The organism is Deltaproteobacteria bacterium, assembly GCA_021737785.1.
GTDB lineage: Bacteria > Desulfobacterota > DSM-4660 > Desulfatiglandales > Desulfatiglandaceae > AUK324.
The window spans coordinates 38,288-64,108 of sequence record JAIPDI010000024.1; the positions used below are offsets into that span (position 1 = coordinate 38,288).

27 protein-coding genes are annotated in these 25,821 nt (G+C 53.7%); 17 read left to right on the plus strand and 10 right to left on the minus strand.

The window, feature by feature from the left end:
- Positions 1-88: 88 nt before the first annotated feature.
- Positions 89-1,591: a DEAD/DEAH box helicase gene (locus K9N21_13030; GenBank protein ID MCF8144832.1), complete on the plus strand. Its 1,503-nt coding sequence runs from the start codon at positions 89-91 to the stop codon at positions 1,589-1,591.
- Between the two features lie 266 nt (positions 1,592-1,857).
- The gene (locus K9N21_13035; protein MCF8144833.1) at positions 1,858-2,511 is read left to right on the plus strand and encodes a methyltransferase; all 654 of its coding nucleotides are present in this window, start codon (positions 1,858-1,860) and stop codon (positions 2,509-2,511) included.
- 60 nt (positions 2,512-2,571) lie between these two features.
- On the opposite strand, the gene K9N21_13040 is transcribed toward K9N21_13035, so the two are convergent.
- From K9N21_13040 to K9N21_13050, 3 genes are all read right to left on the minus strand, one after another.
- A complete protein-coding gene (locus K9N21_13040) occupies positions 2,572-3,909 on the minus strand; it encodes an HPr family phosphocarrier protein (GenBank protein ID MCF8144834.1) in 1,338 nt (445 codons plus the stop codon).
- Positions 3,910-4,183: 274 nt separating this feature from the next.
- On the minus strand, positions 4,184-5,086 hold the full coding sequence (locus tag K9N21_13045; protein MCF8144835.1) for a cytochrome b N-terminal domain-containing protein: 903 nt from the start codon (positions 5,084-5,086) through the stop codon (positions 4,184-4,186).
- Between the two features lie 10 nt (positions 5,087-5,096).
- Positions 5,097-5,504, minus strand: coding sequence for a Rieske (2Fe-2S) protein (locus K9N21_13050; protein ID MCF8144836.1), 408 nt, complete (start codon positions 5,502-5,504; stop codon positions 5,097-5,099).
- 328 nt (positions 5,505-5,832) lie between these two features.
- Here K9N21_13050 and K9N21_13055 point away from each other — a divergent pair, with 328 nt between their 5' ends.
- The 15 genes from K9N21_13055 to K9N21_13125 all read left to right on the plus strand — a co-directional run bounded on the left by K9N21_13055 (position 5,833) and on the right by K9N21_13125 (position 20,406).
- Complete coding sequence (locus tag K9N21_13055; protein ID MCF8144837.1) at positions 5,833-6,177, plus strand: hypothetical protein; 345 nt, start codon at positions 5,833-5,835, stop codon at positions 6,175-6,177.
- A gap of 164 nt (positions 6,178-6,341) precedes the next feature.
- Positions 6,342-7,484 (plus strand): acyl-CoA dehydrogenase family protein, encoded by a 1,143-nt coding sequence (locus K9N21_13060; protein ID MCF8144838.1) that lies wholly within the window; start codon positions 6,342-6,344, stop codon positions 7,482-7,484.
- A 68-nt stretch (positions 7,485-7,552) separates the two neighbouring features.
- Complete coding sequence (locus K9N21_13065) at positions 7,553-8,206, plus strand: lactate utilization protein (protein ID MCF8144839.1); 654 nt, start codon at positions 7,553-7,555, stop codon at positions 8,204-8,206.
- Positions 8,207-8,485: 279 nt separating this feature from the next.
- Positions 8,486-9,712: an ABC transporter substrate-binding protein gene (locus tag K9N21_13070; GenBank protein ID MCF8144840.1), complete on the plus strand. Its 1,227-nt coding sequence runs from the start codon at positions 8,486-8,488 to the stop codon at positions 9,710-9,712.
- A 98-nt stretch (positions 9,713-9,810) separates the two neighbouring features.
- Entirely contained in the window at positions 9,811-10,707 is an 897-nt protein-coding gene (locus tag K9N21_13075; protein ID MCF8144841.1) for a branched-chain amino acid ABC transporter permease, read from the plus strand.
- Between the two features lie 61 nt (positions 10,708-10,768).
- Positions 10,769-11,671: a branched-chain amino acid ABC transporter permease gene (locus K9N21_13080; protein ID MCF8144842.1), complete on the plus strand. Its 903-nt coding sequence runs from the start codon at positions 10,769-10,771 to the stop codon at positions 11,669-11,671.
- Positions 11,672-12,406 carry an ABC transporter ATP-binding protein gene (locus K9N21_13085; protein MCF8144843.1) on the plus strand — a complete coding sequence of 245 codons (735 nt, stop codon included), beginning with the start codon at positions 11,672-11,674 and terminating at the stop codon, positions 12,404-12,406.
- A 2-nt stretch (positions 12,407-12,408) separates the two neighbouring features.
- Complete coding sequence (locus tag K9N21_13090; GenBank protein MCF8144844.1) at positions 12,409-13,107, plus strand: ABC transporter ATP-binding protein; 699 nt, start codon at positions 12,409-12,411, stop codon at positions 13,105-13,107.
- A gap of 62 nt (positions 13,108-13,169) precedes the next feature.
- Positions 13,170-14,465, plus strand: coding sequence for a lactate racemase domain-containing protein (locus K9N21_13095; protein ID MCF8144845.1), 1,296 nt, complete (start codon positions 13,170-13,172; stop codon positions 14,463-14,465).
- Positions 14,466-14,683: 218 nt separating this feature from the next.
- Positions 14,684-15,115, plus strand: a complete 432-nt coding sequence (locus tag K9N21_13100) for an acyl-CoA thioesterase (GenBank protein ID MCF8144846.1) — start codon at positions 14,684-14,686, stop codon at positions 15,113-15,115.
- 13 nt (positions 15,116-15,128) lie between these two features.
- A complete protein-coding gene (locus K9N21_13105) occupies positions 15,129-16,856 on the plus strand; it encodes a DegV family EDD domain-containing protein (GenBank protein ID MCF8144847.1) in 1,728 nt (575 codons plus the stop codon).
- A 10-nt stretch (positions 16,857-16,866) separates the two neighbouring features.
- Positions 16,867-17,757 (plus strand): lysophospholipid acyltransferase family protein, encoded by an 891-nt coding sequence (locus K9N21_13110; protein ID MCF8144848.1) that lies wholly within the window; start codon positions 16,867-16,869, stop codon positions 17,755-17,757.
- A 134-nt stretch (positions 17,758-17,891) separates the two neighbouring features.
- Positions 17,892-18,146 (plus strand): acyl carrier protein, encoded by a 255-nt coding sequence (locus K9N21_13115; protein MCF8144849.1) that lies wholly within the window; start codon positions 17,892-17,894, stop codon positions 18,144-18,146.
- 247 nt (positions 18,147-18,393) lie between these two features.
- The gene (locus K9N21_13120) at positions 18,394-19,629 is read left to right on the plus strand and encodes a 3-oxoacyl-ACP synthase (GenBank protein MCF8144850.1); all 1,236 of its coding nucleotides are present in this window, start codon (positions 18,394-18,396) and stop codon (positions 19,627-19,629) included.
- Between the two features lie 27 nt (positions 19,630-19,656).
- Entirely contained in the window at positions 19,657-20,406 is a 750-nt protein-coding gene (locus K9N21_13125) for a 1-acyl-sn-glycerol-3-phosphate acyltransferase (protein ID MCF8144851.1), read from the plus strand.
- Between the two features lie 81 nt (positions 20,407-20,487).
- Here K9N21_13125 and K9N21_13130 read toward each other — a convergent pair whose 3' ends face one another.
- The 7 genes from K9N21_13130 to K9N21_13160 all read right to left on the minus strand — a co-directional run bounded on the left by K9N21_13130 (position 20,488) and on the right by K9N21_13160 (position 25,686).
- Positions 20,488-21,753 carry a radical SAM protein gene (locus K9N21_13130; protein MCF8144852.1) on the minus strand — a complete coding sequence of 422 codons (1,266 nt, stop codon included), beginning with the start codon at positions 21,751-21,753 and terminating at the stop codon, positions 20,488-20,490.
- Positions 21,754-22,063: 310 nt separating this feature from the next.
- The gene (locus tag K9N21_13135) at positions 22,064-22,741 is read right to left on the minus strand and encodes a DUF3261 domain-containing protein (protein ID MCF8144853.1); all 678 of its coding nucleotides are present in this window, start codon (positions 22,739-22,741) and stop codon (positions 22,064-22,066) included.
- The gene (locus K9N21_13140) at positions 22,738-23,358 is read right to left on the minus strand and encodes an outer membrane lipoprotein carrier protein LolA (protein MCF8144854.1); all 621 of its coding nucleotides are present in this window, start codon (positions 23,356-23,358) and stop codon (positions 22,738-22,740) included. The genes K9N21_13135 and K9N21_13140 overlap by 4 nt, the downstream gene beginning before the upstream one ends.
- A gap of 198 nt (positions 23,359-23,556) precedes the next feature.
- Positions 23,557-24,294: a 3-oxoacyl-ACP reductase FabG gene (gene fabG / locus K9N21_13145; GenBank protein MCF8144855.1), complete on the minus strand. Its 738-nt coding sequence runs from the start codon at positions 24,292-24,294 to the stop codon at positions 23,557-23,559.
- Between the two features lie 246 nt (positions 24,295-24,540).
- Positions 24,541-24,786: a DUF2283 domain-containing protein gene (locus K9N21_13150; protein ID MCF8144856.1), complete on the minus strand. Its 246-nt coding sequence runs from the start codon at positions 24,784-24,786 to the stop codon at positions 24,541-24,543.
- On the minus strand, positions 24,771-25,097 hold the full coding sequence (locus tag K9N21_13155) for a hypothetical protein (GenBank protein MCF8144857.1): 327 nt from the start codon (positions 25,095-25,097) through the stop codon (positions 24,771-24,773). Before K9N21_13155 ends, K9N21_13150 begins: the two co-directional genes overlap by 16 nt.
- Before the next feature lie 442 nt (positions 25,098-25,539).
- A complete protein-coding gene (locus tag K9N21_13160) occupies positions 25,540-25,686 on the minus strand; it encodes a hypothetical protein (GenBank protein MCF8144858.1) in 147 nt (48 codons plus the stop codon).
- Positions 25,687-25,821 lie beyond the last annotated feature (135 nt).

Genomic DNA, 25,821 nt, shown 5'->3' on the forward strand with positions numbered 1-25,821 from the left:
TCCGGGAACCCGTCTCATTGGGGTCCCGGTTTTTGAGAGTCATTGTACTTTGTACGAGAAAGGAAAATAGTTGCTTACACAGTTAGTTATGAAGTTTTACGATCAGTTGACAACCCCCTCATCCCCAGATACTCAACCACAGAAAACAGCCGATCCGGTTCTGCCGGAAGGCATGGACGGGGCCCCCGGGCCTGATAGCGCTTTGCGACAAAACGCGGGGAAAAGGCCTCATCCGTCCAGGCACAAACGGACGGTAAAAACAAAATCGAAGGACCCTTCTTGGGATGTTTCCCGGTTTGATGTTCCAATTGCCGAAGGCCGGGTCCGTTTTCACGATCTGGATCTGCCGGCCGAAATCATGCATGCCATTGCCGACCAGGGATTTACATACTGCACGCCCATACAGGCGGAGATCCTGCCCCAGGCCCTGGCCGGATCGGATACCACTGGGAGGGCTCAGACCGGAACCGGCAAGACCGCGGCTTTTCTGATCGATATCTACACCCGGCTTCTCTCGAACCCGATTCAGGGCCGGCGCCGGCACGGGGTCCCGCGGGTGTTGATCCTGGCCCCCACACGGGAGCTGGTGCTACAAATCGAAAAAGACGCCCGGGATATCGGAAAATACACCGACATCCGCATTGAACCTGTCTTCGGAGGATTGGATTACGAGAAGCAAAAACGGGCCCTGGCAGAAAAAGTCGTCGATATCATGATCGCCACACCGGGTCGGTTGCTTGACTTTCAGAGACAAAAGCGTGTGCACCTTAATGAGGTGGAAATTCTCGTCATTGACGAAGCCGACCGCATGCTCGATATGGGGTTTATCCCCGACGTGAGAAAGATCGTGCACAGTACCCCTCCCAAAGACAGGCGGCAGACGATGTTTTTCAGCGCCACACTGACGCCCGAGGTGGAACGGTTGTCCGAACAGTGGACACGGGACCCTGTTCATGTGGAGATTGAGCCCGAACAGGTGGCCGCGGATTCGGTCAACCAGATGGTCTATATTGTTACGGCCAAAGAAAAATTCACCCTTCTCATCAATTTGGTTGTGGGACAGGACCTGCAGAGGGTGCTCGTCTTTACCAACAGAAAAGATCAAACCGTTCGTCTGGCGGACCGGCTGAAACAATACCGCATCCGCTGTGCCATCCTGTCAGGAGACGTACCCCAGAAAAAGCGAATCCAGACCCTCGATGATTTTCGCAACGGAAGGATTCGTGTCCTGGTGGCCACAGACGTAGCGGCAAGAGGACTCCATATCGAGGGCATCAGTCACGTCATCAATTTTACGCTGCCCCAGTCGCCCGAGGATTATGTGCATCGGATCGGACGCACGGGCCGTGCCGGCGCCACGGGTATTTCAGTGAGTTTTGCGTGCGAGGACGATTCTTTTTTTATCCCGGCCATAGAGGAATACCTTGGGCACCCTTTAAGTTGCGTGTATCCGGATAGCTCGCTGCTGGAAAAGATGCCGCCGCTGGTCCAGGTGTCTTCCGCCAAAAAGAGCACCGTGTTTCCATCACGTGGCCGGCGGGTAACAAGCAGGGCCGGCACACCCAACCGTCGAAAATCCCATTCCGGTTAACCGACCGCCTCCGGAAGATTCGACCAGTACCCCTTGAGTCTTGCATCGCCGGATAAATCGACCTCCGTGTCTTAGTGTCTCCGTGTGAGACTTTTCTTGGCTCCGGCGTATCCGGGTTTGGAATCTTTGGCACCACCTTCCCTGCACCCTGCGGAGACGTGGGTGCCTTACCGATAAGCGCTCGGAAAATTTCCGGGATTTGCACCAATACATTTTTGGTTGCGGCCGTCAGGCCGCCTTGGGGTAAGGGACCAGTGAAAACATCCATGAGAGCAAAACCGGAAATAGAGACATGTCCGGCCTCTGACAAAAAGAACGAGATTCTGGAATACGGCGTGCGCGCCTTTCGCCCGCGGCACCATAAAATCAGGGAACTCAAACGGACGCACGCCGCGTCGTGTCACGGCTTCAGACTCTGGCCCTCAAGTTGGCTGTTAATGGATTTCCTAAATGGTCAAGGATTGCGCAAAGGTGCCCGAGTCATGGAATTGGGGTGCGGCTGGGGATTGGCCGGCATCTTCTGTGCAAAAAATCGTGGTGCAAAGGTCACCAGCGTTGACATCGATTCAGAGGTCTTTCCATATCTGCGGGTACACACCCAGATCAACCATGTGAATGTCTCAACCATGCATCTGGGATTCGACGATCTGATAAGTAAACATCTGAAGGGGATTGACGTCATGATCGGTGCGGACATCTGCTTTTTGGATTCATTGGCTGATTCTCTAAGAAAGCTCATATGCCGTGCCCTGGGGGAAGGCGTTCAATTTGTGGCCATTGCTGATCCGGGAAGAACGAGTTTTGAAAGACTCGGCAGGCATTTCGCTCGGGAAATGAGCGGGGAAGTTGGGTGCCGTTCGGTACAGAGGCCCTTTCCGATTGAAGGTCGGATTCTCAGGATAGGCGCCCTGTCCCATTAGTCGTGCAGGGGTACGTGCCCGGGGTCTTGTGCCATATTTTCAGAAGTCTTGAGTGTTATCCTATTTCAGATAAGAGAGGGCATCCGGGAGAGGACTATCCTTTCCGTTCCGGGTCTCTCCGTAGTTGTGCTCGGCCAGGAGTTTTAGATCATTCAAGGCCTGCCTGTCCCCTCGAAACCGAACCCTGTCCAGCCGCTTGGTCACAATATAGCCCCCCGCGCTGAGCATCTGCAACACGCTGCCGGCATCGAATACCTGGTCTTCCACAAGCATCTTTACATCAGAGCCGTAGTGCTGGACAACCTTGGCCACCCGAGTGGATGGACGGGCATGAAATCCTATCTCAGGTATGGGGAGTTCATAGGTTATGATATCAACCAGGCGATTCAATATGGAATCGGCAAGCCCTCTCCCCGTATGAAAGAGTCGAACAAGATAGTAAAGGCTGAACCCAACGGCCTCTTCCAGGAGACGTGAAGACGGAACCATATCCTGCAACCTTTCAACAACCGGTGATGATGGAACGAGGAGATGTCTTTCAAAATAGTGGACTGAAATGGTCGCTATCTTGAAGAGATTCAGTTGAACCCGGAAAATCTCACGCAGTCCTTTCAACTCCGGGATGTCACCGCCGATCCGGGTATGTTCGATATGGGTGTCATACCAGGATTGAAAATTATGTAGGCGGGTTCCCAGACGCCTCAACTTTCCTTCGTTGACGCCGGAGGGAATCCTTGAAGCCAGATTGTCGTCCCCCGGTCGTATGACTTCTTCCAGAGAAAGGGCTTCCCCCGCAAGGTCTGAAAAGCCATGCACAAGCTTTTTTACCACATGCGCCTTATCCGAGCCATCTGATTCTTCTATGGTGTGAGGAAGGATGATTTCATTGTGCATTTTGACGGCGTAACTGCGAAGCGGCCTCTCTTTGGGGACGGCGAGGTCCAGTCTCCGGGCCTCTGCCTGCAATTCCCCAAAAGTACGGATAATGATCTCCACAAAGAAACGCGCCGCTGATTCCGCCCTTTCCATAAATTCCCGATCCTCTCGGGGAAAGAGACGCTCCGGATGAGAATTTTTTTTGATCTCCTCCAACAGGAAAGCGGCCTTGCCGAAATTTTTTGCGGTAGCTGTGATTTCCCGGAAATAGATCCAGTTTCTGTTATTCCGTGCCCTGTAACGGTCCAGAAAATGCTCCACATCCGAGGAATGCTTGATGACGTTGGCCAGGAATTCCATGTCCAGGAGTTTGTTCCTATCCAGCTTGAGAGCGTCTTCCACGTAATTTGAAAGGGAAAGAAACGGCCCGGCAAAGGGCGCCAGAATCCGTCCGAATTCGTCTTCGGAGATAATCTCCTGGTCCTCTTTTGAATCAAACAGCGTCAAGAAATCAGTCGTCATGCATACACCTTCAAACCAGAAATCCCATTTCTCTTTTCACCTGTAACAAAAAAATATCCTGCTACATTACCACGAAAATGCGGTTTTGACCACGAATCATACGAATGGGCCGAATCGGCAAAAGGCCTGTTTCACACGTGAGCAAGGCTTTCCAGCCCGGGCATTCGCGGCAACATCCCATTCTCACAGGCGATCCCATAAAGGGTGGTCACCACCAATTCCGTAAGATACTCGAGGATGGGGCCCGGACCGGCTTTCATGCCCCCAAAAAGCTTCACGGTCCCCAGATGGCGGCCCTGAGCGTTAGGAGGCCGTAGAGACAGGCCAGAATCATGAGGAGACCGTAAAGGCTCTTTTCTCCCATTTGCACAGCGCCCTTCTTGAAAGAGAGCGCCCTGAGGACATTTCCTGTGGCAGGAAGCAGGAGGACACCTCCGATGAAAAGTCCGGGAATGACCAGACCGGCCACCAGCGGAGGGAGAAATTTCAGGAGCGTCTGAATTCCCAGGAAAAACCAGGGGCCTTCCACCATGGCCATTGACGCCTCGGGAGGAATATCCATACCCGGTTTTACCAACAGGGCGTACAGGAAAAGCCCGATGCCCCCGCTGAGCATGAATCTCCGGTTCGGGAGCCATTCACGAATATGCCCTCTCATCAGGTAGAGAACCAAAAGGGGAAGCAAAAAACAGTGATAGAGATAGGGGAGAAAGAAAAAACTCTCACCGGGCACGATGAAGAGCGCTGCGACGGCCCTCCCCGCTATGGGAAGGGTTTCAAGGATGTTCATGAAAATGGCCCCTGCGAACCGTCCTTCCTGATCCCCTTTGAGGATAAAACCGGTGAAAAGGGTGTAAAAACAGAGGGCAAGAGAGACCACGAGAGCGAGCCATTCTCTAAGTGCGTACATCGAATAGCGCTTTCGAACAAAATGATCCACGGTGTGGAGCAACATGAGGATGACAAATACCTGACCGGCCCCGTAATGAAGTTGCCTGAAAAACCACCCATAGGGGACCAGAGAGGTGATCTCTTCCACATTCTGGAAGACGTTCCCGATAGGACGGTAGTAAAACATCAGGACCATTCCGGAGGCAAGGCAGAGGATCAGGGCCGAAAGCCCCAGGCGGGGAAGATAAATAGATATCCTGTTGATAATTCTGCCGGGGGATGACACACTGAATCCTCTATCCAATTTCCAGGACAACCTCTATGTCCCCACTGGCGGTCCTTGTCAGGGGGACCCTGTGTAGGTCTTTTCGTGCAGGGCCTGCGACCCGGTTGCCCGACACGGTGAAAACGCTCCCGTGACAGGGACATACGAATCTGCGGGAGACCGCATCGTAGTTGAGGGTGCATCCCAGATGGGTGCATCGGGCGGAGAGGGCAACCGTCTCATCCGGCTGCCGGATGAGATAGACCCCCTCTTTGAAGTTCACAGACCCAGCCTGATCATCCGGATGAAAGACAATCCTCTTTTTTGTGGTCTTCCTGAAGGTCATAAATGAGAAGGCAGGATAGGCCAGGAGCGATCCGCCCAGGAGGGAAACCGCCCATTGCAGACTCTTCTTGATGAACCCTCTTCTTTTGATCATTTTCCCTCACATCCCCCGCCCGGTCCATTTTCCCTTGAATTTATGCAAAAAATAGACAAAAATCAACTCTTCTATGGGCTGCAACGCAGAAGAGAACATCCCATTGCACAAATGCCTCAATTATCCCAAGGCGGCCTAACAGCCGCAACCAAAAGGGTATGGGTGCAAATCCCGGCAATTTTTGAGCGCTTACCCATATGGCGCCAACTTCTCCGCAGGGTGCAGAGAAGTTACAACCAAAGATTCTATAGTGCCTGGCGTCTTCCTTCTTTGAAGACCACCGGCAGCATAAAGACGTCCCCCCGTCAATACCTCTGGGAGAAATCCTATGCTTGAGATCAGCGCTACCATGAACTCCGCAGTGGAAGAGATCTTTGCGTTCAAGACCTGCTGCGGCGCACGGGCTTTTGATCAGAACCTGGAGATTCTTATCAAAAACCGGGGGATCCGTCCGGTAATGGTCCCCAGTTACTGTGACCTCCACGGAAGTCGTGGGACATGCCGGATCACCACGCTTGTGCCAAACGGCGATCAGCAAATCCGGCCGGGAGAGGTCAAGGCCTTCTACTGCATGATGGACGAGGTCCTCTGGAAGGAGGCAAGGGAACTGGTCTTGTACGACAGGGATGCCAACGCCTACGCTTTGCCATTGAATGAGGAGGACCGGGATTAGAGCCCCCGGATGCGGGTGTAGTGGGGTTCTTGGGTTACCCGGGGTATTGAGTTTATCGGGTTCACGCTTCAAGCGTAAGGCATCCGAAATCCGGTAATCGCATCTCCGCAATTCCGATAAGGATGGTATTTTCCACCAACAATCACGGAGAGGAGGAACATCTATTGGAAATAATTAAATATACAGAGGAACACCGGATTTTCAGGGAGGCGGTCAGGCGGTTTTTTGCCAAAGAGGTCATCCCCTATACCGACGAATGGGAAGAGGCCGGAAGGGTCCCCAAAAGCGTGTGGCGGAAGATGGGGGAGCAGGGGTTTCTCTGTATGGATGTGCCCGAGGAGTATGGCGGACTGGGGGCTGATTTTCTTTATTCGGTCATCCTGACCGAGGAATTGGGGAAAACGGGCAACACCGGATTGGCCGCGCCGCTTCACAGCGATATTGTGGTCCCCTACATCACCTCATTCGGCTCCGAAGAACTCAAGAAAAAATACCTTCCCGGATGCGTTTCCGGAGAGCTGATCACTGCCGTGGCCATGACCGAACCCAACACCGGAAGCGATCTGGCAGCCATCCGGACCACTGCCGTGGAAGATGGGGATGGAATCGTGATCAACGGCCAGAAGACCTTTATCAGCAATGGGCTGAATTGCGGGCTGGTGGTCCTGGCGGCCAGAGATCCAACGATCGAAAATCCCTATCAGGCCATTGATCTCTATCTGGTGGAGGAAGGCACCCCGGGGTTTGAAAAGGGAAAAAAGATTAAGAAAGTGGGATGGCACAGCCAGGACACGGCCGAACTTTTCTTCAGCGACTGTCGCATCCCCGGGACACACCGTCTGGGAAATAAGGGCGGCGGTTTCATGATACTGATGGAAAAGCTCCAGCAGGAGCGGCTCATGTGCTGTATTATCGCGGTCACCGCTGCCGAACGCATGCTGGAAATGACCATCCAATACTGCAAGGAGAGGAGCGCCTTCGGCCGCCCTATTTCAAAATTTCAGAATACCCAGTTCAAGATCGTTGAGATGGCCACCGAGATCCGGCTGGGCCGGACATTTGTGGACAAGCTGATCGTGGATCACATGGAAGGGGCCAATGTGGTGGTCAATGTATCCATGGCCAAATACTGGACCTCTGAAATGGCCATGCGTGTGGCCGACGGGTGTGTCCAGCTCCACGGGGGCTACGGATACTGTGAGGAATATCCGATCGCCCGGGCCTGGAGAGATGCCCGGGTGCTCTCCATCTTTGCCGGGACCAGCGAGATCATGAAGGGCATCGCCGCTAAATTCATGGGACTCTGAGGAAGGGTGATTGGCAAGTGCCAATTGCGCTCGGGCAATATTATTCTATTTGGAAGGGAGGAAACAGCATGGAGCATCCGATTGATCATTACTGGCAGCTTCGTTTGACAGCCCTCAAGGAGGCATTGGAAAACAATAATTTCGAGGTGTTCATCGCAGACAATGCCGTTGATGCAGGCCATCTGGTCTTGGAAAAGATCCTTCCCAAAATAAGCCCCCGCCGTATCTCATGGGGAGGGTCCATGACCTTTATCGCCACCGGCCTCTATGACGCGCTGAAGGGGATGCCGAACCTGGAGGTCCTGGACACCTTCAACAAGTCCCTGACCCCGGAGGATGCCCTGGAGCTGCGAAGGCAGTCCCTCTTGACAGATCTCTTCATCACCGGAACCAATGCCGTAACAGAGACAGGGGAGCTGGTCAACCTGGATATGACCGGCAACCGTGTGGCCGCGATCACCTTCGGCCCCAGACATGTGGTAATCCTGGTCGGCAGGAACAAAATCGCTTCCGATCTGGAGGCGGCGATGGTACGGATCAAGGAATATGCCGCACCTGCCAATGCCATGCGGTTGGATAAGAAGGCGCCTTGCGTAAAAACATCTATTTGCGAGGAATGCAAATCCCCGGACCGCATTTGCAACACCTGGACCATTACCCAGAAGTCCTTCCCCAAAGGGAGGGTCAAGATCGTCTTGATCAATGAAAGCCTGGGACTCTGATACACGGCGTTGACGACTCATTTGACGGCAGGCTGCAGCCAGAGGCGCCTGCCAGCATATTCAGGTTGACCTCGCCGGTTTCAAGATGTATATGAGTGGGCAAGGTTCAGCGTGTAAGAAAGGGCCATGTCCCACTCCGTCAATGATCCCTAAAGGGAGATCCGCGGGTGAATCACGATTGCAGGATCCACTGCCTCAGGGGATATCGGCACACGCGCCTGAGGTTCGATACAGCAACCACAAATAGAGGGAGGAAACGCAATGAGGAAAGGGAAAGGAATGAAACAGGGGTTTTCAGTGGCGGGCATCGCCCTGCTCGGATGTCTTTTGGCCATGACGCTTGTCTTTCTGCCAGGTCATGCGGAGGCCCGGAATATCAAGGTGGGGATCATCGACTGCTACAGCGGGCCTGCGGCCGTTTACGGCAATGACGCGCTCAACGGCTTCAAAATGGCCGTGGACGAAATCAACAAGGAAGGGGTCTTGGGGGGCAAAATCGAGTGGACCAAGAGGGATACCAAATTCAAGGTGGACCTTGCCCTCAACATGGCCAAGGAACTGGTCATGCGGGAGGATGTGGATGTCATTGTGGGCACCATCAACAGCGGGGCCGCCATGGCCGTGTCAGAGGCCATTGCCAAAAAGGAAAAGGTGCCGTTTATTGCATGGATCTCCAAGAGTGAAAAAATCACCGGCGAGAAGGGTCATCGTTACGTCTTCTCCACCGGCGAAAACACGGCCATGGCCGGAAAGGCCGGCGGGGTGGCCCTTTCCAAAAAGCCCTATGTCAAATACTGGATTGCCGGGGATGACTATGAATATGGACACGCCATCGGCAACGCTGCATGGCGAAACTTGAAGGCCGGGAAACCCGATGTGGAGAAGATCGGGGAATCGTGGTGGAAGCCGGGCGAGCCGGACCTGACGCCTTACATCACCGCCATATTGGCGGCAAAACCGGATGCCGTCATATTCTGCACGGGCGGAAAGAGTATGACCAACGTCTTGAAGGCGGTCAAGGCCACAGGCATGGCCGAAAAGGTCCCCATCTGGATCCATACGGCCACGGATCACGCCGTCCTGAAACCGTTGGGGTCAGAGGCCCCGGAGGGCGTGATGGGGACTATGGATTACCATTTCTATTATCCCGACTCCAAAACCAACAAGGCGTTTGTAGAGAAATTCGAGGCCGCATACGGTCAGGCGCCCGGGTTCCCCGCATTCCACGGCTATATCACTGCATATTACATCGCTGAGGCATTCAAAAAGGCGGGCTCTCTGGACACGGAAAAATTCATTGATGCCCTGGAGGGGATGAAGATTCAAAGTCCTGTGGGTGAACTGGAGATGCGGGCCTGCGACCATCAGGTCGTGCTTCCCATGTATCTGGGCGTTACCAAAAAGGCAGAGGGGAAGGATTTCGCGATTTCCACTGAGATCGTCACCCTCACCGGCGACGAGGTCATGCCCACCTGTGACGAAATTAAGGCGGCGCGGGGCGAGTAGTCCGGCACGATTGAGGGATTGTTCATTCGGGGGTTGAGGCATTAGATGATCCATTCTCTGATTCCTCAATTCCTGAATCCTTTCAAGGAACCCATGCCATGGAATTATTGCAGACCATTACCCTTCCTGCTTTGGGCAGCCATCTCCTGGTAGGTCTCAGCCGTGCCATGATCCTCTTTGTGGTAACCTCCGGGATGAGCCTTGTATTAGGTGTATTGAGGGTCCCCAATGTCGCTCACGGCTCCCTCTATATGATCGGCGCCTTCGCCGCGTTCAGTATCTCCCACCTGTTCGGCGGAGGACCTCTCGGATTCTGGCTGGCACTGATCCTCTCTCCCTTCGTGGTGGCCGCAGTGAGCCTCATCGCCGAACGCTCCCTGTTCTGTCATCTGTACGAAAGAGAGCACCTCATGCTCCTCCTCTTCACCTTTGCGCTCATGCTCATCCTGGGCGATCTGGTTAAGATGGTCTGGGGGGCGGATTACCGGTCCATTATGGCCCCCGAATTTTTCCGGGGGTCTGTTACCCTGTTCGAGGCCCCCTTTCCCCGCTACAACCTCTTTCTCTTGGTCGTCGGCCCCCTGGTGGCCGTCGGGCTCTGGCTCTTCTCCAATAAGACCCGGGTCGGAAAGATCGCGCGGGCGGCAGCGGTGGACAGGGAGATGGTAGGCGCCATCGGGATCAATGTGAGCTGGGTCTTCGCTTTTGCCTTTGTGCTGGGATGCTTCCTGGCAGGATTGGGCGGGGCGCTGGTCTCCCCCACGGTGAGCATCACCATCGGGATGGACCATGACATCATCATGGATGCCTTTCTTATCGTCACCATCGGGGGCCTGGGCAATATGTGGGGGGCCATGGTCGGTTCCCTCATCTTCGGCATCACCCAGTCCTTCGGCGTGCTGTTTCTGCCTCAGTTCGCCATTGTCTTTCCCTATCTTGAGGTGGTGATCATCCTGATCTGGCGGCCTACCGGGCTGCTTAAATCGGTCTGGTAAGGAGGAGCGGATCGTGTCGAAGGGAATCTTCAACCTGAAATCGTTCGGACCTGCAGCCGTCATGCTGGTCATACTGGCATCTCTGCCTACCCTCCTCCCCAGGTTCTATGTCTATATTCTTGCCGTCATCTTTGTGATGGCCCTGCTGGCCATGAGCCTCAATATGCTCGTGGGACACGGCGGTCTGTTCCAGTTTCACCATGGGGCCTTCTACGGCGTCGGGGCCTATACCGCCGCTCTGATGCTGACCAAGACGTCCCTCCCCGCATGGATGGGACTCGTGGCCGGGCCTTTTGCGGCCGCCTTTGTAGGACTCGTTATCGGTGTCTTCTGCGTCCGGCTTAACCGGCTCTATTTCGGCATGCTCCAGATCTCATTGGGATCGCTCCTCTGGGCCATCGCTTTCCGCTGGTACAACGTTACGGGCGGCGACGACGGAATCCACGGCATCCCCCTTCCTTCGCTGATCGCCTCGTCCACAGGCGCATACTACTGCGGTCTGATCCTTCTCACCCTCTCCCTACTTGTCCTGTACCTGATCTACAAGTCCCCTTTCGGCGCCACGCTCCAGGCCATTCGAGATAACCCCGAACGGTGCGAGGCCATCGGCATCCATGTGAGGCACCACCAGCTCATGGCCATCGTCATCGCCACCTTCTTTGCAGGGATCTCAGGGGTCCTCTTTGTGGTGGTGGAAGGGTCTGTTTTTCCAGATCTTCTCTTCTGGGTCTTCTCTCTGGAGGTCTTCATCATGTGCCTGTTGGGAGGATGGTTCACCTTTGCCGGACCCATTTTCGGGGCTGCCATCATCGTATCCCTCAGGACATTCGTAGGAACCTACACCGAGTACTGGACCCTGATTCTCGGTATCATGCTGATCCTCCTCATCTTCTTCCTGCCGGAAGGGGTATGGGGCTACCTGTTGGAAAAACTGGGCGGGCGGAAACATAAGGAATATAGATAAATGCTGCGGGTGAAGGGATTACACAAATCATTTGACGACTTCCGGGCGGTGGGCGGCGCCGATCTCACGGTGGAGGCGGGCCAGTTGGTGGCGGTCATCGGACCGAACGGCGCAGGCAAGACGACCCTTTTCAACCTGATCACCGGGCAGCTCAAGCCGGATATGGGAAGAATCACCTTCAATAATGAGGACATCGCCAGGCTCCCCCCCTATGAAATCTGCAGGAAAGGGATTGCCCGTTCATTCCAGATCGCCAATATCTTCCCCCGGCTCAGCGTGTTTCGGAATGTGCAGGTGTCTGTCCTGTCCCAGCAGCGGAAGAGCACCCGGCTGTTCCGCCCTGTCCGGACAATGGCCCTGGAGGAGACCCGGAGAATATTGGAAAATGTGGGCCTTTTTGATAAGGCGGATACCATCGCAGGCGCCCTGGCCCATGGAGACCAGAGGGCATTGGAGATCGCCATCGCCCTGGGCAATAATCCGCAACTCCTGGTGCTGGATGAGCCCACGGCCGGGATGTCCGCCGAAGAAACCGGGGCGACCATGGCGCTCATCCGGCGACTGGCGGATGAACAGGGCTTGACTATCCTCTTCTGCGAGCACGATATGGAGATGGTCTTCAATGTGGCCCAGAGCATCATGGTCATGCATCAGGGGGTAACCATCCTCCAGGCAGGACCGGAGGCTGTCCACAATTCGCGTCAGGTTCAGGAATGTTATCTGGGGGGGGCCTGATCATGCTGCAAGTGGAAGGAATTCATACTTATTACGGCCTGAGCCACATCCTGTTCGGCGTGTCGCTCCAGGTGACTCAAGGGGAAATCGTCTGTCTTCTGGGGAGAAACGGCGCCGGAAAAAGCACCACCATGCGGAGCATCATGGGTCTGACTCCGCCCAAGGAGGGGAGCATCCGCTTCAAGGGAACATCCATCAAGGGGAGAAAGCCTTATCAACTGGCCCGCCAGGGCATGGGATATGTGCCGGATAACCGCAGGGTCTTTGCCGATTTGACGGTGGGCGACAACCTCGACATATCCGAGCGCAAGGTGGAAGCGCCCTTCCCCTGGACCAAACAAGGGGTCTATGATTTTTTTCCTGCCCTGGGCCATATCGATTCCCGAAAGGCCGGTTTTCTGAGCGGCGGAGAACAGCAGATGCTGACCATTGCCCGGGCCCTCATGACCAACCCCGACTTTCTCCTTTTAGATGAACCCACGGAAGGCCTGGCGCCCCTTATTGTGGATGACCTCGAACAACGGATCGGCAGACTTCGGGAGAGAGGGCTCACCGTCCTGTTGGCCGAGCAGAATCAGAAGGTCGCCCTGCGCCTCAGCGACCGGGGGTACGTGATTGATAACGGGGCCATCCGCTATCACGGAACCATCGATGATCTGCGGGAAAACGAAGAAGTAAAGAAAAAGTACCTGCTGGTCTGAGGCATTAACGCGCAGAAGTCAGGGCCTTGGAAGTTGAGAGAACCACAGGTTGAGAGATTCGGATGGGGAATGTTTTTATTGTGAAGAAAGGGCGGAAGGTTTTCTTTGACCTTCCTGCCGGATGGAATCTCCTGACCTTCGCCGACCCCAAGGACCCGCCTCCCGCCGCAGACATCGGCGGCCTGGCAAAGAGGGCCTTGAACTGTCCGGTGGGATCGCCGACATTGCAGGAACAGCTTTCGCCGTCGGACACGGTGGCCATACTGGTTGAGGATCTGACCCGGGCCTCGCCCAAAGGGATTATCCTGAAAGCGGTCCTTGAAGAACTGGAGGAGGTCCGCATCCCCGATGACCATATCGTCATGGTTATGGCCTTGGGCACCCATCGGGGATTGACGTCCGATGAATTGGCGGGCGCGTTCGGCACAGATCTCCTGGCACGATATTCATTTGTCAATCACGACTGTCGCGCGCCGGACCTGGTCCCGGTGGGCCGGCTTCCCACAGGGCAGTGGGTCAAAATTAATCGGGCAGTCAAGGAGGCGGGATTCAAGATCGGGATAGGCTCCATCTTCCCCCATCCCATGAACGGATTCGGCGGGGGCGGGAAGATCCTCTTCCCCGGGGTGGCAGACTTTGATTCCATACGGGAGCATCACTTCAAATACACCTTTCATGAGGGTACCGCCCTAGGAAAGGTGGCGGAGAATCCCTTTTATGAACAGGTCTCGGGCATCGCAAGGGAAGCCGGCCTGGATTTCATCATAAACACCGTCCTCGATCAGAAGGATCAGGCCCACGATCTCGTTTGCGGCGATCCGGTGCACGCCCATCTCGCGGGCATCGAGAGAAGCAGGGGAATTATCTCTCAGGAGTTTCCTGAAAAGGCGGATTTGACCGTCATCACCTCGTTTCCCTATTCAGAAGGTCCCCAGATCGTCAAGCCTTTGGCCCCGGCCGCCATGGTGACCCGGGAGGGGGGCTGTATCATCCTGTGTGCAGATCTTGCGGGGGAGCTTCCGGATCCTTTTGTGGAGCGCTTTGAACGATTTCACGAGGACCATGGTCATGATCTCTTGGGGGGCGTTCTGGATCATTTCCGGGAGAACCGCCTGATCATGGAGGGAGGCGCCATCGATTTCAACATGGCGTTGGCCATGACACTGGCTACCCAGCACCGATTCAAGACAATCCTGGTCTCTGAAGACATTTCCAGGGAAGAGGGAGGGAAAATGGGCTTTGCCCATGCCGGGGATCTACAGGAGGCCTTTGAGCTGGCTGAGGCTGTTTCCCCCGGCCGCAATGTTCACGTCATCCCCTCGGGCGGGGTTATCCTCCCGGTACTCAGGCCTCGCTGAACCGGGTGCCTTCACACTCTTTTTCACCTGAAGACGTCGAATATAACCGGCAATCCTCATGTTGCCTTTTGCACGGATGGTATAGGGTTGCAGCGGGGCCGTGAGTGTCTGGAGTCGTCTTACGGCGACACTGCAAACGGGAGATTCGGAACATCTGAATTCCAAGCTCAGAATTGCTGAAATATAGGACAACGGTCTCACTTATCGGGTATTTCTGTATGTCGGAGGAGATGACGAAAAAAATCACCATCAGCCATGAAGTGAGGATGACGGTTCCTTTTCATGATGTGGATCCCATGCAGATCGTCTGGCATGGCAACTACCTGAAATATTTTGATATCGCAAGGTTTGGGGTGTTCAACAAGGCAGGGATTGATCTCTGGGAGTTTTATGAGAAGACAGGCTACCTTTTTCCGATTACCAAGACGAACACAAAGCACATCCTGCCATTGCGGTATCGCGACGAATTCTGTTGCACCGCAACTATTGTTGAGGCAAAGATCAAGATTGTCATAGATTTTGAGATAAGGCTTGACGGAAGGGATGAGATCTTTACCAAAGGAAGAGGCGATCAGGTCGCGGTGAAATATCCCGAAATGGAGATGATGTTGGAAATTCCGGAGGAAATCCGAAGGGCCCTGGGGTTTTGAAGTGGAAGCAGCCATGATTCAGCAGGCACTTATTCTGGGTTTTGAACGGATAGCCGCCTGGTCCGGGCTTCTGGATGAGATTAACGTCTTCCCTGTGGCCGATGGAGATACCGGACGAAATCTGGTGGTGAGCCTGTCCCCGTTGCGGCAATTGGATACCCACCGGGAAGAGACCGTGCACAGGCTATTGATGTCGGCCCGTGGGAATTCGGGAAACATCGCGGCCCGGTTTTTTTCAGAGTTTATCCATGCGGATTCGATGGATGCCATCCCCGAGGCAGCCAGGTCGGGGAGGGATGCGGCCTGGCAGGCGGTCCATGATCCGGTGCCGGGGACCATGCTCACGATTTTCGACGAGATGGCAGAGGCCCTGGGAAAGGATGGCGTCCGATTGGATGACCCGTCTGTAACAGAGCTGGTTTCCCATCTGGAAAGAACCGTACGATCAACGCCTGAACTTCTTCCCAGACTCAGGACGGCCGGGGTGGTGGACTCGGGCGCCCTTGGAATGTATATTTTCTTTGAAGGATTTTTTGTCAGTCTCAGCAATAAGGCCGCTCAGTTTCAGCCGGTAACCACAACATTCAAAGATATGCTGAAGGTTTCGGCCGCTTTCAACGAGGACCTGGAAGAGGGGTATTGTGTCGATACGGTCGTTCAGTTGGCCGCCAGAGGTCAAGGGGGCATCAGCAGTTTATCCGGCAACCTGGAGAGCATGTTGGTCATCCCCCACGATGATTTCCTGAAGGTCCATTTCCACACCATTGACAGAGAAAAGGTGAGGAAAGAGATAGAGGCCCTTGGCGATATCGTAGCGTGGTCGGACGATAACCTGGGCACGCAGGTCGCCCGTTTCAGGAACCAGAAGACTTCAAGATGCATCCATATCATGACCGACGCGGCCGGTTCTGTTACGCGTGAAGACTCGGATACCCATGACATGACACTCCTTGACAGCTATATCACCGTCGGAGAGAGGTCCCTGCCCGAAACCCTCTTCTCGCCATCCGAACTCTATAAACGGATGAGAGAAGGCATAAAGGTTTCAACATCCCAGGCATCCATTTTTGAGCGCCACCAGCATTATCAGAGCGTCTTAAATCAACATGACAGGGTGCTCTACCTCTGCGTCGGGGCGGTCTATACGGGGAATTATGATGTTATCATGGGATGGAAGCAAACCAATGACCCTGATGACCGGCTGACGGTGATTGATACGACTGCGGCCTCCGGACGTTTAGGGACCATCGCCCTCTTAACGTCCAGGTTTTCAACCCGGGCAACCGACCCCCATGCGGTTATCGAGTTTGCAAACAGGGCTGTTGGTGCGTGTGAAGAATATGTCTTCCTCGACAGGCTTCAGTATCTGGCAGCCGGAGGGCGGTTGTCCAAAACGAGCGCCTTTTTCGGCGATATGCTCCATATGAAGCCGATTATCAGTCCCACGGCCGAAGGGGCAAAGAAGGTCGGGGTGGTAAGGGATCAAAACGATCAGTTGCAATTTGCCCTCCGGAAGCTTGACGCCTCCATCCGGAAGGGCTCGAAGGCATTTATCATGCTCCAATACTCCGACAACAGATCGTGGGTGGAGGAGACGGTTATGGAAGAGATCAAAACGCGCTACCCTTTTGCCGAAATCATGCTGCGACCCCTCTCCTTGACCTCCGGCGCACACATGGGGCCGGGAACATGGGCGGTAGCTTTCCTGCCATGGGATGCCATGGCCATGGATAAGGGGTGAAACATCGCCGGTGCAAAAATGGTTTTACGAGGTTGTCACGTCACTGTCCAAAACAGCTCCGCCATGGGTCGTGGAGTTCATGGTCTGGATGGTTTCCACCGGATTTTTCCTCTTTTCTCCCGAAAGAGTTCGGGTCAGCATGCGATTCTATAGAGAAGTCTTTCCAGACAGCGGCCGGTTTTTTCCGTTAGGGTGTGCATGGAGACAATACCACAATTTTTCACATATTTTTCTCGACCGGCTGCGGCTCCGGAAGCCGGTGTCCTTGACGTATACCTCCGAAGGGTGGGCAGATCTTGAAGCAGTTCATAAGGAGGGCAAGGGGGGCATTATCCTTATGTCCCATCTGGGAAATTGGGAGATCGCAGCCCATCTTTTAAAGACGAAAAGCCCTGAAATGAACCTCCTCCTCTATATGGGCGTGAAACAGAAGGATCAAATCGAGCATGTCCAGAAACAGAGTTTAACAGAGGGGGGCGTGAAGATTGTCGGCATAGACCAGGATGGAGGCTCACCCTTTGCCATAATTGAAGGCTTGCGCATGTTAAAGGAGGGCGGATTTGTTTCAATGACCGGCGATGTATTATGGAATCAGGAACAGCGGACGGTCCATGTCCGGTTCCTGGGACACAAGGTCAAATTACCGGCGGCGCCCCATATCCTCGCCCTCCTTTCCGGCGCTCCCCTGTTTGTATTTTTCGCATTTCGCGTCGGCAGAGGGGAATACCGCTTTAAGATCATCGGACCGAAATATGTCAGGATGTCGTCCCGTTCCCGAAGAACCGAGGCAATCCAGGGGTCTGCCCAGGAATACGCCCATCTTCTCGAGCAGGCCCTTTATCAAAGTCCCCTGGAATGGTACCATTTTGAACCCTTCCTGGAGCCGCAGGCCTCTCATTAGCGCGGCTGCAGGAGTGAGGGCTGTGATCTTCAGAGGCGGGATGAGGCGCCGAAAGCCCTATTCCTTGCGCCCTATGCAGTTCACCTGAAGCCACACGATGTGGAAGAAAGAGATCGTAAAGTGAGATCTGCCATATGACCCGAGATGAGATACAATCCAAGATCCTGGAGATCTTCAAAGAGGAGTTCGAGATCGAAAATCCCGGTCTGAATGATGATTTAGGCGACAAACACGAATTTGACAGTATTGATGCGCTGGACCTGTTAAGCAGAATTGAGGAGTTTCTCGGTTCAGCGCTTACCCAAAATGAAAAAAAACAGGCCATGAATATTCGAACGATCAACCAGGTCATAGACTATGTCGAAATTATGGCCAGGATAAGGACCTGAAGTCACCCCTACGGCCATTCTGTCGCGCGCAATACCGGTAATGTCAGATCGGGAACTGAATTCCAGCCTCAGCCGTCGCAATAAGATTTTCTCCCCTGGTTCATAGTGATCGCGCGACACGCGTCACAGCGCGTTTTGCCGGAATCTCCATCCCCTGAATGAATCGCATTTCATGCTTTTTTCAGGTTTTAATATTCAGGTTTTTGATCATCAATCGACAATCTACAGACGAATAATAGGAACTGCCATGGAAAGAAGGGTGGTAATTACGGGCGCGGCTGCAATAACGCCTATCGGCCATCAGAAAGATGAGATTGTTGACAGTCTCGTAAATGGGAAGTCAGGAGTAGCCACCCTGCTGGAGGACGGCCTGCTGTCCGACCGTATCCATTCAAAGGTTTTCGGAACAGTGAACTACCCCATTGCCTATGATTTTGAGCGAAAATTCCGTAAGACCATGGGACCGGTGTCCTTCTATGCCTGCCAGGTGGCAAAGGAGGCCATTGAGGCCGCGGGAATGGACCCAGGGATGCTCTCTTCCGGTCGCGTAGGGGTTGCATTCAGCTCCACCCACGGAAGCCCGACGGTTCAAAGGTCTATCTATAAGCATTTTTTCAGCAAATCCCAATCGCAGTTTTCATCCATAGGCGCGGTGGACTATCTCAAATCCATGGTTCATACCACTGCGGTGAACATCACCAAGATGTTCGGGATCACCGGAAGGGTAATCGCCTCCTCCACCGCCTGTACCACCAGCAGTCAGTCCATCGGTTTCGGCTACGAGACGATCAAATTCGGGATGCAGGACGCCATGATTTGCGGGGGCGCGGATGAATATGATACGACCACGGTTGCCGTCTTTGACAACCTCCTTGCGTGTTCCACCGATTTTAACGCGACCCCCCATCGAACGCCCCGGCCGTTCGATATCAGAAGAGACGGTCTTGTGGTGGGTGAAGGCGCAGGGGCCGTCATATTAGAGGAATACGAAATGGCCAAGAGGCGGGGCGCTGACATACTGGGAGAGGTGGTTGGGTTCGGGTGCAATAATAATGGCGGAGACCTGATCCTGCCGAGTCAGGATGGCATTGCCCGGGTCATCCGGCTGGGGCTGGAAAATGCCGCGATCAGCCCTGACCAGGTTGATTTTGTAAGCGCCCACGCCACTGCCACCGTGATCGGAGACATTATGGAGGCCAGGGCGATTCACGGCGTATACGGCGATCATCCGTATGTTACGGGGTTAAAAGGGTACATGGGCCATACCATGGCCTCTTGCGGAGTCATCGAGACGATCATCACCCTTTATATGATGGAACAGGGCATCATCGCCCCTACGCTGAATCTGGAGGAGATAGATGAAAGATGTTCCATGATCCGGCATGCCGTAAGACTCCATGAACTTCCCATCAAGGTCGCCGCTGTTGAGAACTTTGCCTTCGGCGGCGTGAACACCAGTCTGATTATCAAGAAGTTCGAGTGAGGCGGGATGCGGCGCTCTTTCAGCCATATGAAATCCGTCGCAGATGTCGTCATCACCGCGATTCTCTGGAGTTATTTCATCTTCAGCTACCTGGTCTTTTTTTCATTGTGCTATTTCGCCGCATTTCTGTTTGCAAAAAACCGCGAAACCGCTTTCCAGCGTGTCAACCACCTTTATTACAAAAGCTTCTTTTTCTTTGTCCGATCTATGGTGCCCGGCCTTAACTTCAGTATCCAGGAGGAGATCTTTACCATCCGCGCTTCGGTGATTGTGTGCAACCACCTCTCCTATCTTGATCCGATTCTCTTGATCTCCATATTTGAAAAGCACAAAACCGTCGTGAAAAACATCTTTTTCAAAGTGCCGATATTCGGCTGGGTCCTGAAGACCGCCGGCTACCTCCCCGCCGCCGCCGCCGGGGTCATGGCCCCTTTGATGATGAAACAGATGAACGACCTGCAGGGCTATCTATCGTCAGGGGGAAATTTTTTCATTTTTCCGGAGGGGACCCGGAGCCGTGACGGCACACTCGGCCGTTTTAATGAAGGGGCATTTAAGATCGCCAAGCGATGCAATGCCCCCATTCAGGTGGTGTCGATCCGGAACACGCAGAGACTTTTTCCCCCGGACCGGTTTCTTTTCAATACATGTGTAAAAAACACCATCGACGTTCGCCTGGTGGGAACCATTGAACCCGACGATCGGGCAGGAGGATTTTCCACCTCAGAAATGAAGGAGGAGGCATGGTCCCTCTTGAATAACAGCCTGAACAGCTGAATCCGCATAGCCGAATCTCAATCCCTCAATCCCTCAATCCCTCAATTCCTCAATTCCTCAATTCCTCAATTCCTCAATTCCTCAATTCCTCGCTTCTCTGCCGAAGGCACGGGAGACAAGATCTCTTCTCCTCGGCTGGTAGGTCTGGTCGGCCGCTTCTTTTTCCGTGACCTTCCGGAGCAGTTTAAACATCCTGAATTCCTGCGACTCATCCCTGTAAAACCTGTCCCAACCGAAATAGAACAGCTCCTGAAGCCTTTCAGGCGTCATGTGCCTGGGATGAAATACGACCCTGTCCGCGGTGTAATCCTCCCAGTCATGGGAAAAAATCCTGTTCTGGCTGCTGAGATCCTCAAAGGCCTTTGTATGGGGAAACGGCACAAGCACCGTAAATTCCGCCATATCCAGGTCGATCTCCAGGAGGAAATCTATCAGCCGCTTAATAAAGTCTTCCGTGTGGTTGTCCAGCCCGAGAAGGATGCTTCCTTCAATGCCGATCCCATGGTCTTTGTAGCGTCTGATTCTTTCCCGGATATAGTCCGATGTATCAAAAATTGTCTGATACACGTACCAGGCGCCTGCCTGGGCTGCCAGGTCCAGGACCTTGGGATCATCCTCTATGGGATGGCTGCACCACTTCTTTTTCAGCGGTATCATTTCCCGAAACAGGTCCATTTCCCACTCCGTGTTCTGGGCCAGGGAATTGTCTACGATGAACAACCGGTTATTGTCGATGGCCGCCATCTCTTCTATGGCCTTGTCTATGGGACGCGGTCGAAACTGTCTTCCGCCGAGATAGCTGACGGCGCAGGGATAACAATTGAAGCGACATCCCCTTGAGGCGTGCACCAGATCCACCATCTGTATGCCCCGATAATTATAAAGATCTCTTTTCAGTATATCCCGCCGGGCCGTATTGATCATTCCGGTGGGCGGTCTGTCTTCCATATAATCATACACCCTCTCCAACCGGTTGCGGGAAAAGTCTGAAAACACCTTCTCCATCCGCCCTTCCGCTTCGCCCAGGAAGACGGCGTCGGCGTGATCCAGGGTCTCCTCAGCATGGAGCATCGTAGAGATCCCTCCGAAAATCACCTTGGTGCCCTCCTTCCTGTATCGGTCCGCGATTTGCCAGCCCCTTTTTACCTGAGCGGTCAGCATCATGGAAATCCCCACAAAGTCGACGGGGTCATCAAAATCGATCGACTCCAGATTTTCATCCACAAAATCCACTTCCACATCGGCGGGGAGAGCGCCCGCAAACACCACAGGACCATGCGGCGGCAGGTGAAACTCCGTCTGCCGATTGAGTTTTGGCCACTTCGGATAAATCAATTTGAACTTCATATGGACATGCCCCTTTCGTAACACCATAGCGCTGTAAAAGAAGCCGCATATTGCGCCTTGAACTCTATTCTCAGAAGGTTGATCCCCTTTATTATCTTATCGCCCAGTTTTCTGTCACAAAAAACAAGAAAATCTCTTTGTAATTCGGTACGCCTATTTCATTGATTCACACGGAGACACAAAGACACAGAGAAAAACAAAAATAATTCATTTTAAGGCCCTAAAATAAAACCCCTTTGTGGCTTGGTGGCTTTGTGTGAGTCCCGCCTGGCGGGATTGGTTGCGGATATCCGCTTTAGATTTATACGCCTTATTCCCCCAACTCCCGAACCTCTATAAGGTCCAGGGTCAAGGCATATTCAGAAGGCCCAAAGGCAGTGAGTTTCAGTCTGGCCGGTATGAGGTCTTGCCTTTCGGCAGGCCCCCGGCGGCCCGGATCTGTTTTGAGGGAACGGATCAGCCTGGAATCCGAATCGTACTGGCGAATCTCCCAGAGATGATCTTCATGGAGGACAATATCGATTGTCCTGTCCCTGTCTGTCCTGTATCGGCAGACAAATGCACCGTCATCGGCGATACCCGATGCGATGAGCGGCCCATCCGGTGGAAAAAATATCAGCTGAATGTCCTCTATGAGGCCCCTGGCAAAATCCATGGCGTCAAAAGGCGGCATGGCGCGATGGATAGTCATCCGGCCGTCATATCGGGCATCAAAGAGGACGAGCCCTTCGATCGTCATCATCACACACTCTATGGTGCCGGTTTCAGGGGACAGGGCCGTTACGCCGATCATGACCGCCTCGTGTCCCCCCGGCATTGCAGCCCGAATCGAATGAACAAACTGCCCCGCCCTGTCAGGAAAAGGGATCTTGCAACGATTGTCGTCCACATCAAGGCTCAGCGGCCGCTCAATAGGCACAGGTCCGGGCAGTCCGGCGCAGGAAATCGCTGAAAAAAGGATCATCAGGAGGAGGTAAACAGGTCTCATGAAATGTCCTTGAAAAGGGCCTCTTCTATCTCCTTGTTTATGTCGGTATTGAGGAACTCAAGCCGGGTAAAGGAATCCGAATCTTCGTAAATTTCAACCGATTCGATGATTCCGGGGGTTTCGGAAAGATTCAGATCAATATGTTGGATCATCTTGGAGAAGCCTTTTTCCTTAGGCGTCAAAACGATCCTGCGTCCGTCCTTCAGGACGGCGTCAAAGGCCGGGTCATCGGAAAAACGGCCCCCAAGCCAGAGGGCAATCTCCTGAAGTATGATCTGCATCCCTTTGGGATCCATTCGCGAGTCTTCCATGAGGCCGCCGCCGGTTTCCGTGTAACCCCTCATTCTCCCCTTGTGCATCAGCAAGATGCTCCTCACGGGAGAGGTGTATTCCCACCGGAGGGAATCCGGCGCCTGATAGTAAAAAACCCCCTTGGAGATGAATGGTCTCGAAAGGATACTCAGATGTTTCTCCTGCACAAAATCCGCCCTGATCGTCCGGATCGTCCCGGTCGCCCCCCGGATCCCTTCCCAGGTGTCGGCCCATCCCAGACATATGCCGGCTGTCACCAGCACCAGAATAACCGAAAAAAAACGGCACACGCCCCTCTTCATCATTCCGATTCCACCTCTGTCACGACCCAAAGACCTGACTGCCGCAACCAAAAAGTGTCACACAAAGCCGCTAAGCCACGAAATTTCTTGTTTAAAGGTTCTGGACGAATAACGCGCAATTAAAACTTCTTAGCGTCCTTGGCGTCTTGGCGGTTCCCCAGAACTTCCCTGCAAATTGTGCAGAAGCCTCAACCAAAGATGCTAAGCCATCCCTCCGTTAACGGAAATCACCTGGCCGGTGATATAAGATGCGTCTTCCGAGCAGAGGAACCGCACCACCTTCGCCACTTCCTCGGGCCGGCCCACACGGGCCATGGGGACCATCTCCTTGATGATGTTCCTCGGCACATCCTGTATCATATCCGTCTGGATCAATCCCGGCGCCACCACATTGACGCGGACCCCCAGCCGGGCCACCTCCGACGCAACGCTCCGGCTGGCCCCCATGAGACCGGCCTTGGCAGCGGAATAATTGGCCTGACCCCGGTGCCCGATCAGACCGGAGACGGATGCAATGGAGACCACAGCGCCCTGTTTATTGGTGATCATCTTCTCCAGTACCGGCCGGGTGACATTATAAAACCCCTTCAGGCTGGTATCGATGACCCTGTCCCACTCGTCTTGGGACATCAAAACGAACAACCCGTCGGCCGTGATACCCGCATTGTTCACCAGTACCTCGATCCTGTCAAATCTGGCGATCACACGATCAAGCGCCTCTTTGGTCTGCACAGGATCGGACACATCAAATGGCAGGGTTTCCCCGTGCGAATCGGCCTCTTTCACCAGCCGGAGCGTTTCAGCCGCTCCCTCCTCGTCCGATCGGTAGTTGATGACGATAAAGTATCCGTCCCTGGCCAGTTCAAGGCATATTGCCCGTCCAATACCCCTGCTCCCCCCGGTAACGATCGCCACTCTGTTGTCGCAGTTCCCACTCAAACCGAAGATCCTCCTGTTTTTTGGTGCCCAGCCTGCGATGGAAATGTCAGGATGTTAAGACCTGTCCCATCTTTTACATGAAAATACTCTGAATCACGAGTGAACGCTGATTGACTCGAATGGGGCTAAGTGCATCCTTGTCTGTGAGAGAGGCTTTCCGTCTTGACCTCGCAGCGAGGACCCCAAATCATCCACCTGCTCCCTTCGGAAAGGAGGGTTTTCGCTGGCTATTAGGCCAATTACAGACTACGAAGCGCGCGTCCGGACAACACGCAGATTGGCTGAAACGGGGACCTCGAACATGTCACGGCGGAGAAGTCTCGTCGAGAAAAAAAGCACCTCAAGGTTCTCGATTTCATCCGTGTCCGGATTGATCCGGGCGATGACCTCATCCCCCAACTCCTCTGTTTCTTGCTCCGCATAGGGCGGACGCTTGTCAATATAGAGGATGTCTGCCTCTCGGTCGTACCGGAACATCAATCCCTTTTCCATTCGATCTCTCCTTCTGCCAGCTTTCTTGCCATGTAGGCGGTAATGATCCAGTGTCGCTCATTCGGCCCCAAGCCGCTGACCACGACCACGACAACATGCTTACCTTGCCGAAGGTCAGTATAGTGGCGAGAGAAAAGCCTCGCATTTCCGAATCGAGCACTTTTTCGAATCTGGTCAGGGGACTTCAGGGCCTCTGCGATGAGGTCTTGGTGCTCGGGCAGGAGATCAGGATGCCGCTCGGCAATATGCTTTGCTCGTTCTTCTGTTAACTCCACATCACTCTTAAGATAGGGGCAGCAATAACGAATCATCCATGGTCTCCCCTGCTGACTTTGGCGGCTGACTCACATTTCAGAATTTAACCCTCCCTGCGTTGTATCCTCTCTTGAAGTTCTTCAAGAGACAAAAAATCGCCGGGGTGAGCCTTATAACATTTCAGCCTTCTATCCGATTCTTCCTTAGATGGTGCATCAAGACTCAACAGGGGTTTTTTCGCAAGGCGTGCTCACCCCTAAAGACTGAGGCCCATTGCGTGAGACTCCAGCTCTTCAATATTCTGCCACATGAAATCATCCTTTTTTCCGCCGGCAACCCCTACTACCAGGGTGCTTTCTCACCTTTCTGCTATTCCTTTTCGGGACTCAGTTTGCAGAATTGTCCATTTAAAGTCAACATGATCCCTATAAACCTGGAATTCCGATATAAGGATTGAACGAGAAACTGGGTTAGCAAGAGAAAGCCCCGCTGCCTTTGTCAGGGATTCTGAGTCATCGTGTGAGCCGTGTATTTGGCATAGACCTGTTTTCGGGTGATGTTGCGTTCCTTTGCGATGTCTTGGACGGGGATATTGGCCAGCATAAAGACCTCATGGGATGGAAAGATATCGAAGTGCTGGGCCATGCAGATGTTTTCACCACTATGACCTACACCCAGGTTTTGAACAGACCCGGGCTTTCGTTCAGGAGCCCGGCTGATATTTGAAAAACATCGAAAGGGGGATTTCACCAGTAGTATCGAAAGCCAAGTATACATACT

Coding starts and splice junctions, on each gene's coding strand:
- K9N21_13095 (MCF8144845.1), top strand. CDS start 13,170: ATGGGGAATGTTTTTATTGTGAAGAAAGGGCGGAAGGTTTTCTTTGAC.
- K9N21_13080 (MCF8144842.1), top strand. CDS start 10,769: ATGCTGGTCATACTGGCATCTCTGCCTACCCTCCTCCCCAGGTTCTAT.
- K9N21_13155 (MCF8144857.1), bottom strand. CDS start 25,097: ATGATTCGTTATTGCTGCCCCTATCTTAAGAGTGATGTGGAGTTAACA.
- K9N21_13135 (MCF8144853.1), bottom strand. CDS start 22,741: ATGAGACCTGTTTACCTCCTCCTGATGATCCTTTTTTCAGCGATTTCC.
- K9N21_13100 (MCF8144846.1), top strand. CDS start 14,684: ATGTCGGAGGAGATGACGAAAAAAATCACCATCAGCCATGAAGTGAGG.
- K9N21_13085 (MCF8144843.1), top strand. CDS start 11,672: ATGCTGCGGGTGAAGGGATTACACAAATCATTTGACGACTTCCGGGCG.
- K9N21_13040 (MCF8144834.1), bottom strand. CDS start 3,909: ATGACGACTGATTTCTTGACGCTGTTTGATTCAAAAGAGGACCAGGAG.
- K9N21_13030 (MCF8144832.1), top strand. CDS start 89: ATGAAGTTTTACGATCAGTTGACAACCCCCTCATCCCCAGATACTCAA.
- K9N21_13125 (MCF8144851.1), top strand. CDS start 19,657: ATGAAATCCGTCGCAGATGTCGTCATCACCGCGATTCTCTGGAGTTAT.
- K9N21_13050 (MCF8144836.1), bottom strand. CDS start 5,504: ATGATCAAAAGAAGAGGGTTCATCAAGAAGAGTCTGCAATGGGCGGTT.
- K9N21_13130 (MCF8144852.1), bottom strand. CDS start 21,753: ATGAAGTTCAAATTGATTTATCCGAAGTGGCCAAAACTCAATCGGCAG.
- K9N21_13070 (MCF8144840.1), top strand. CDS start 8,486: ATGAAACAGGGGTTTTCAGTGGCGGGCATCGCCCTGCTCGGATGTCTT.
- K9N21_13115 (MCF8144849.1), top strand. CDS start 17,892: ATGACCCGAGATGAGATACAATCCAAGATCCTGGAGATCTTCAAAGAG.
- K9N21_13160 (MCF8144858.1), bottom strand. CDS start 25,686: ATGGCCCAGCACTTCGATATCTTTCCATCCCATGAGGTCTTTATGCTG.
- K9N21_13055 (MCF8144837.1), top strand. CDS start 5,833: ATGCTTGAGATCAGCGCTACCATGAACTCCGCAGTGGAAGAGATCTTT.
- K9N21_13140 (MCF8144854.1), bottom strand. CDS start 23,358: ATGATGAAGAGGGGCGTGTGCCGTTTTTTTTCGGTTATTCTGGTGCTG.
- K9N21_13035 (MCF8144833.1), top strand. CDS start 1,858: ATGAGAGCAAAACCGGAAATAGAGACATGTCCGGCCTCTGACAAAAAG.
- K9N21_13075 (MCF8144841.1), top strand. CDS start 9,811: ATGGAATTATTGCAGACCATTACCCTTCCTGCTTTGGGCAGCCATCTC.
- K9N21_13120 (MCF8144850.1), top strand. CDS start 18,394: ATGGAAAGAAGGGTGGTAATTACGGGCGCGGCTGCAATAACGCCTATC.
- K9N21_13090 (MCF8144844.1), top strand. CDS start 12,409: ATGCTGCAAGTGGAAGGAATTCATACTTATTACGGCCTGAGCCACATC.
- K9N21_13105 (MCF8144847.1), top strand. CDS start 15,129: ATGATTCAGCAGGCACTTATTCTGGGTTTTGAACGGATAGCCGCCTGG.
- K9N21_13150 (MCF8144856.1), bottom strand. CDS start 24,786: ATGGAAAAGGGATTGATGTTCCGGTACGACCGAGAGGCAGACATCCTC.
- K9N21_13065 (MCF8144839.1), top strand. CDS start 7,553: ATGGAGCATCCGATTGATCATTACTGGCAGCTTCGTTTGACAGCCCTC.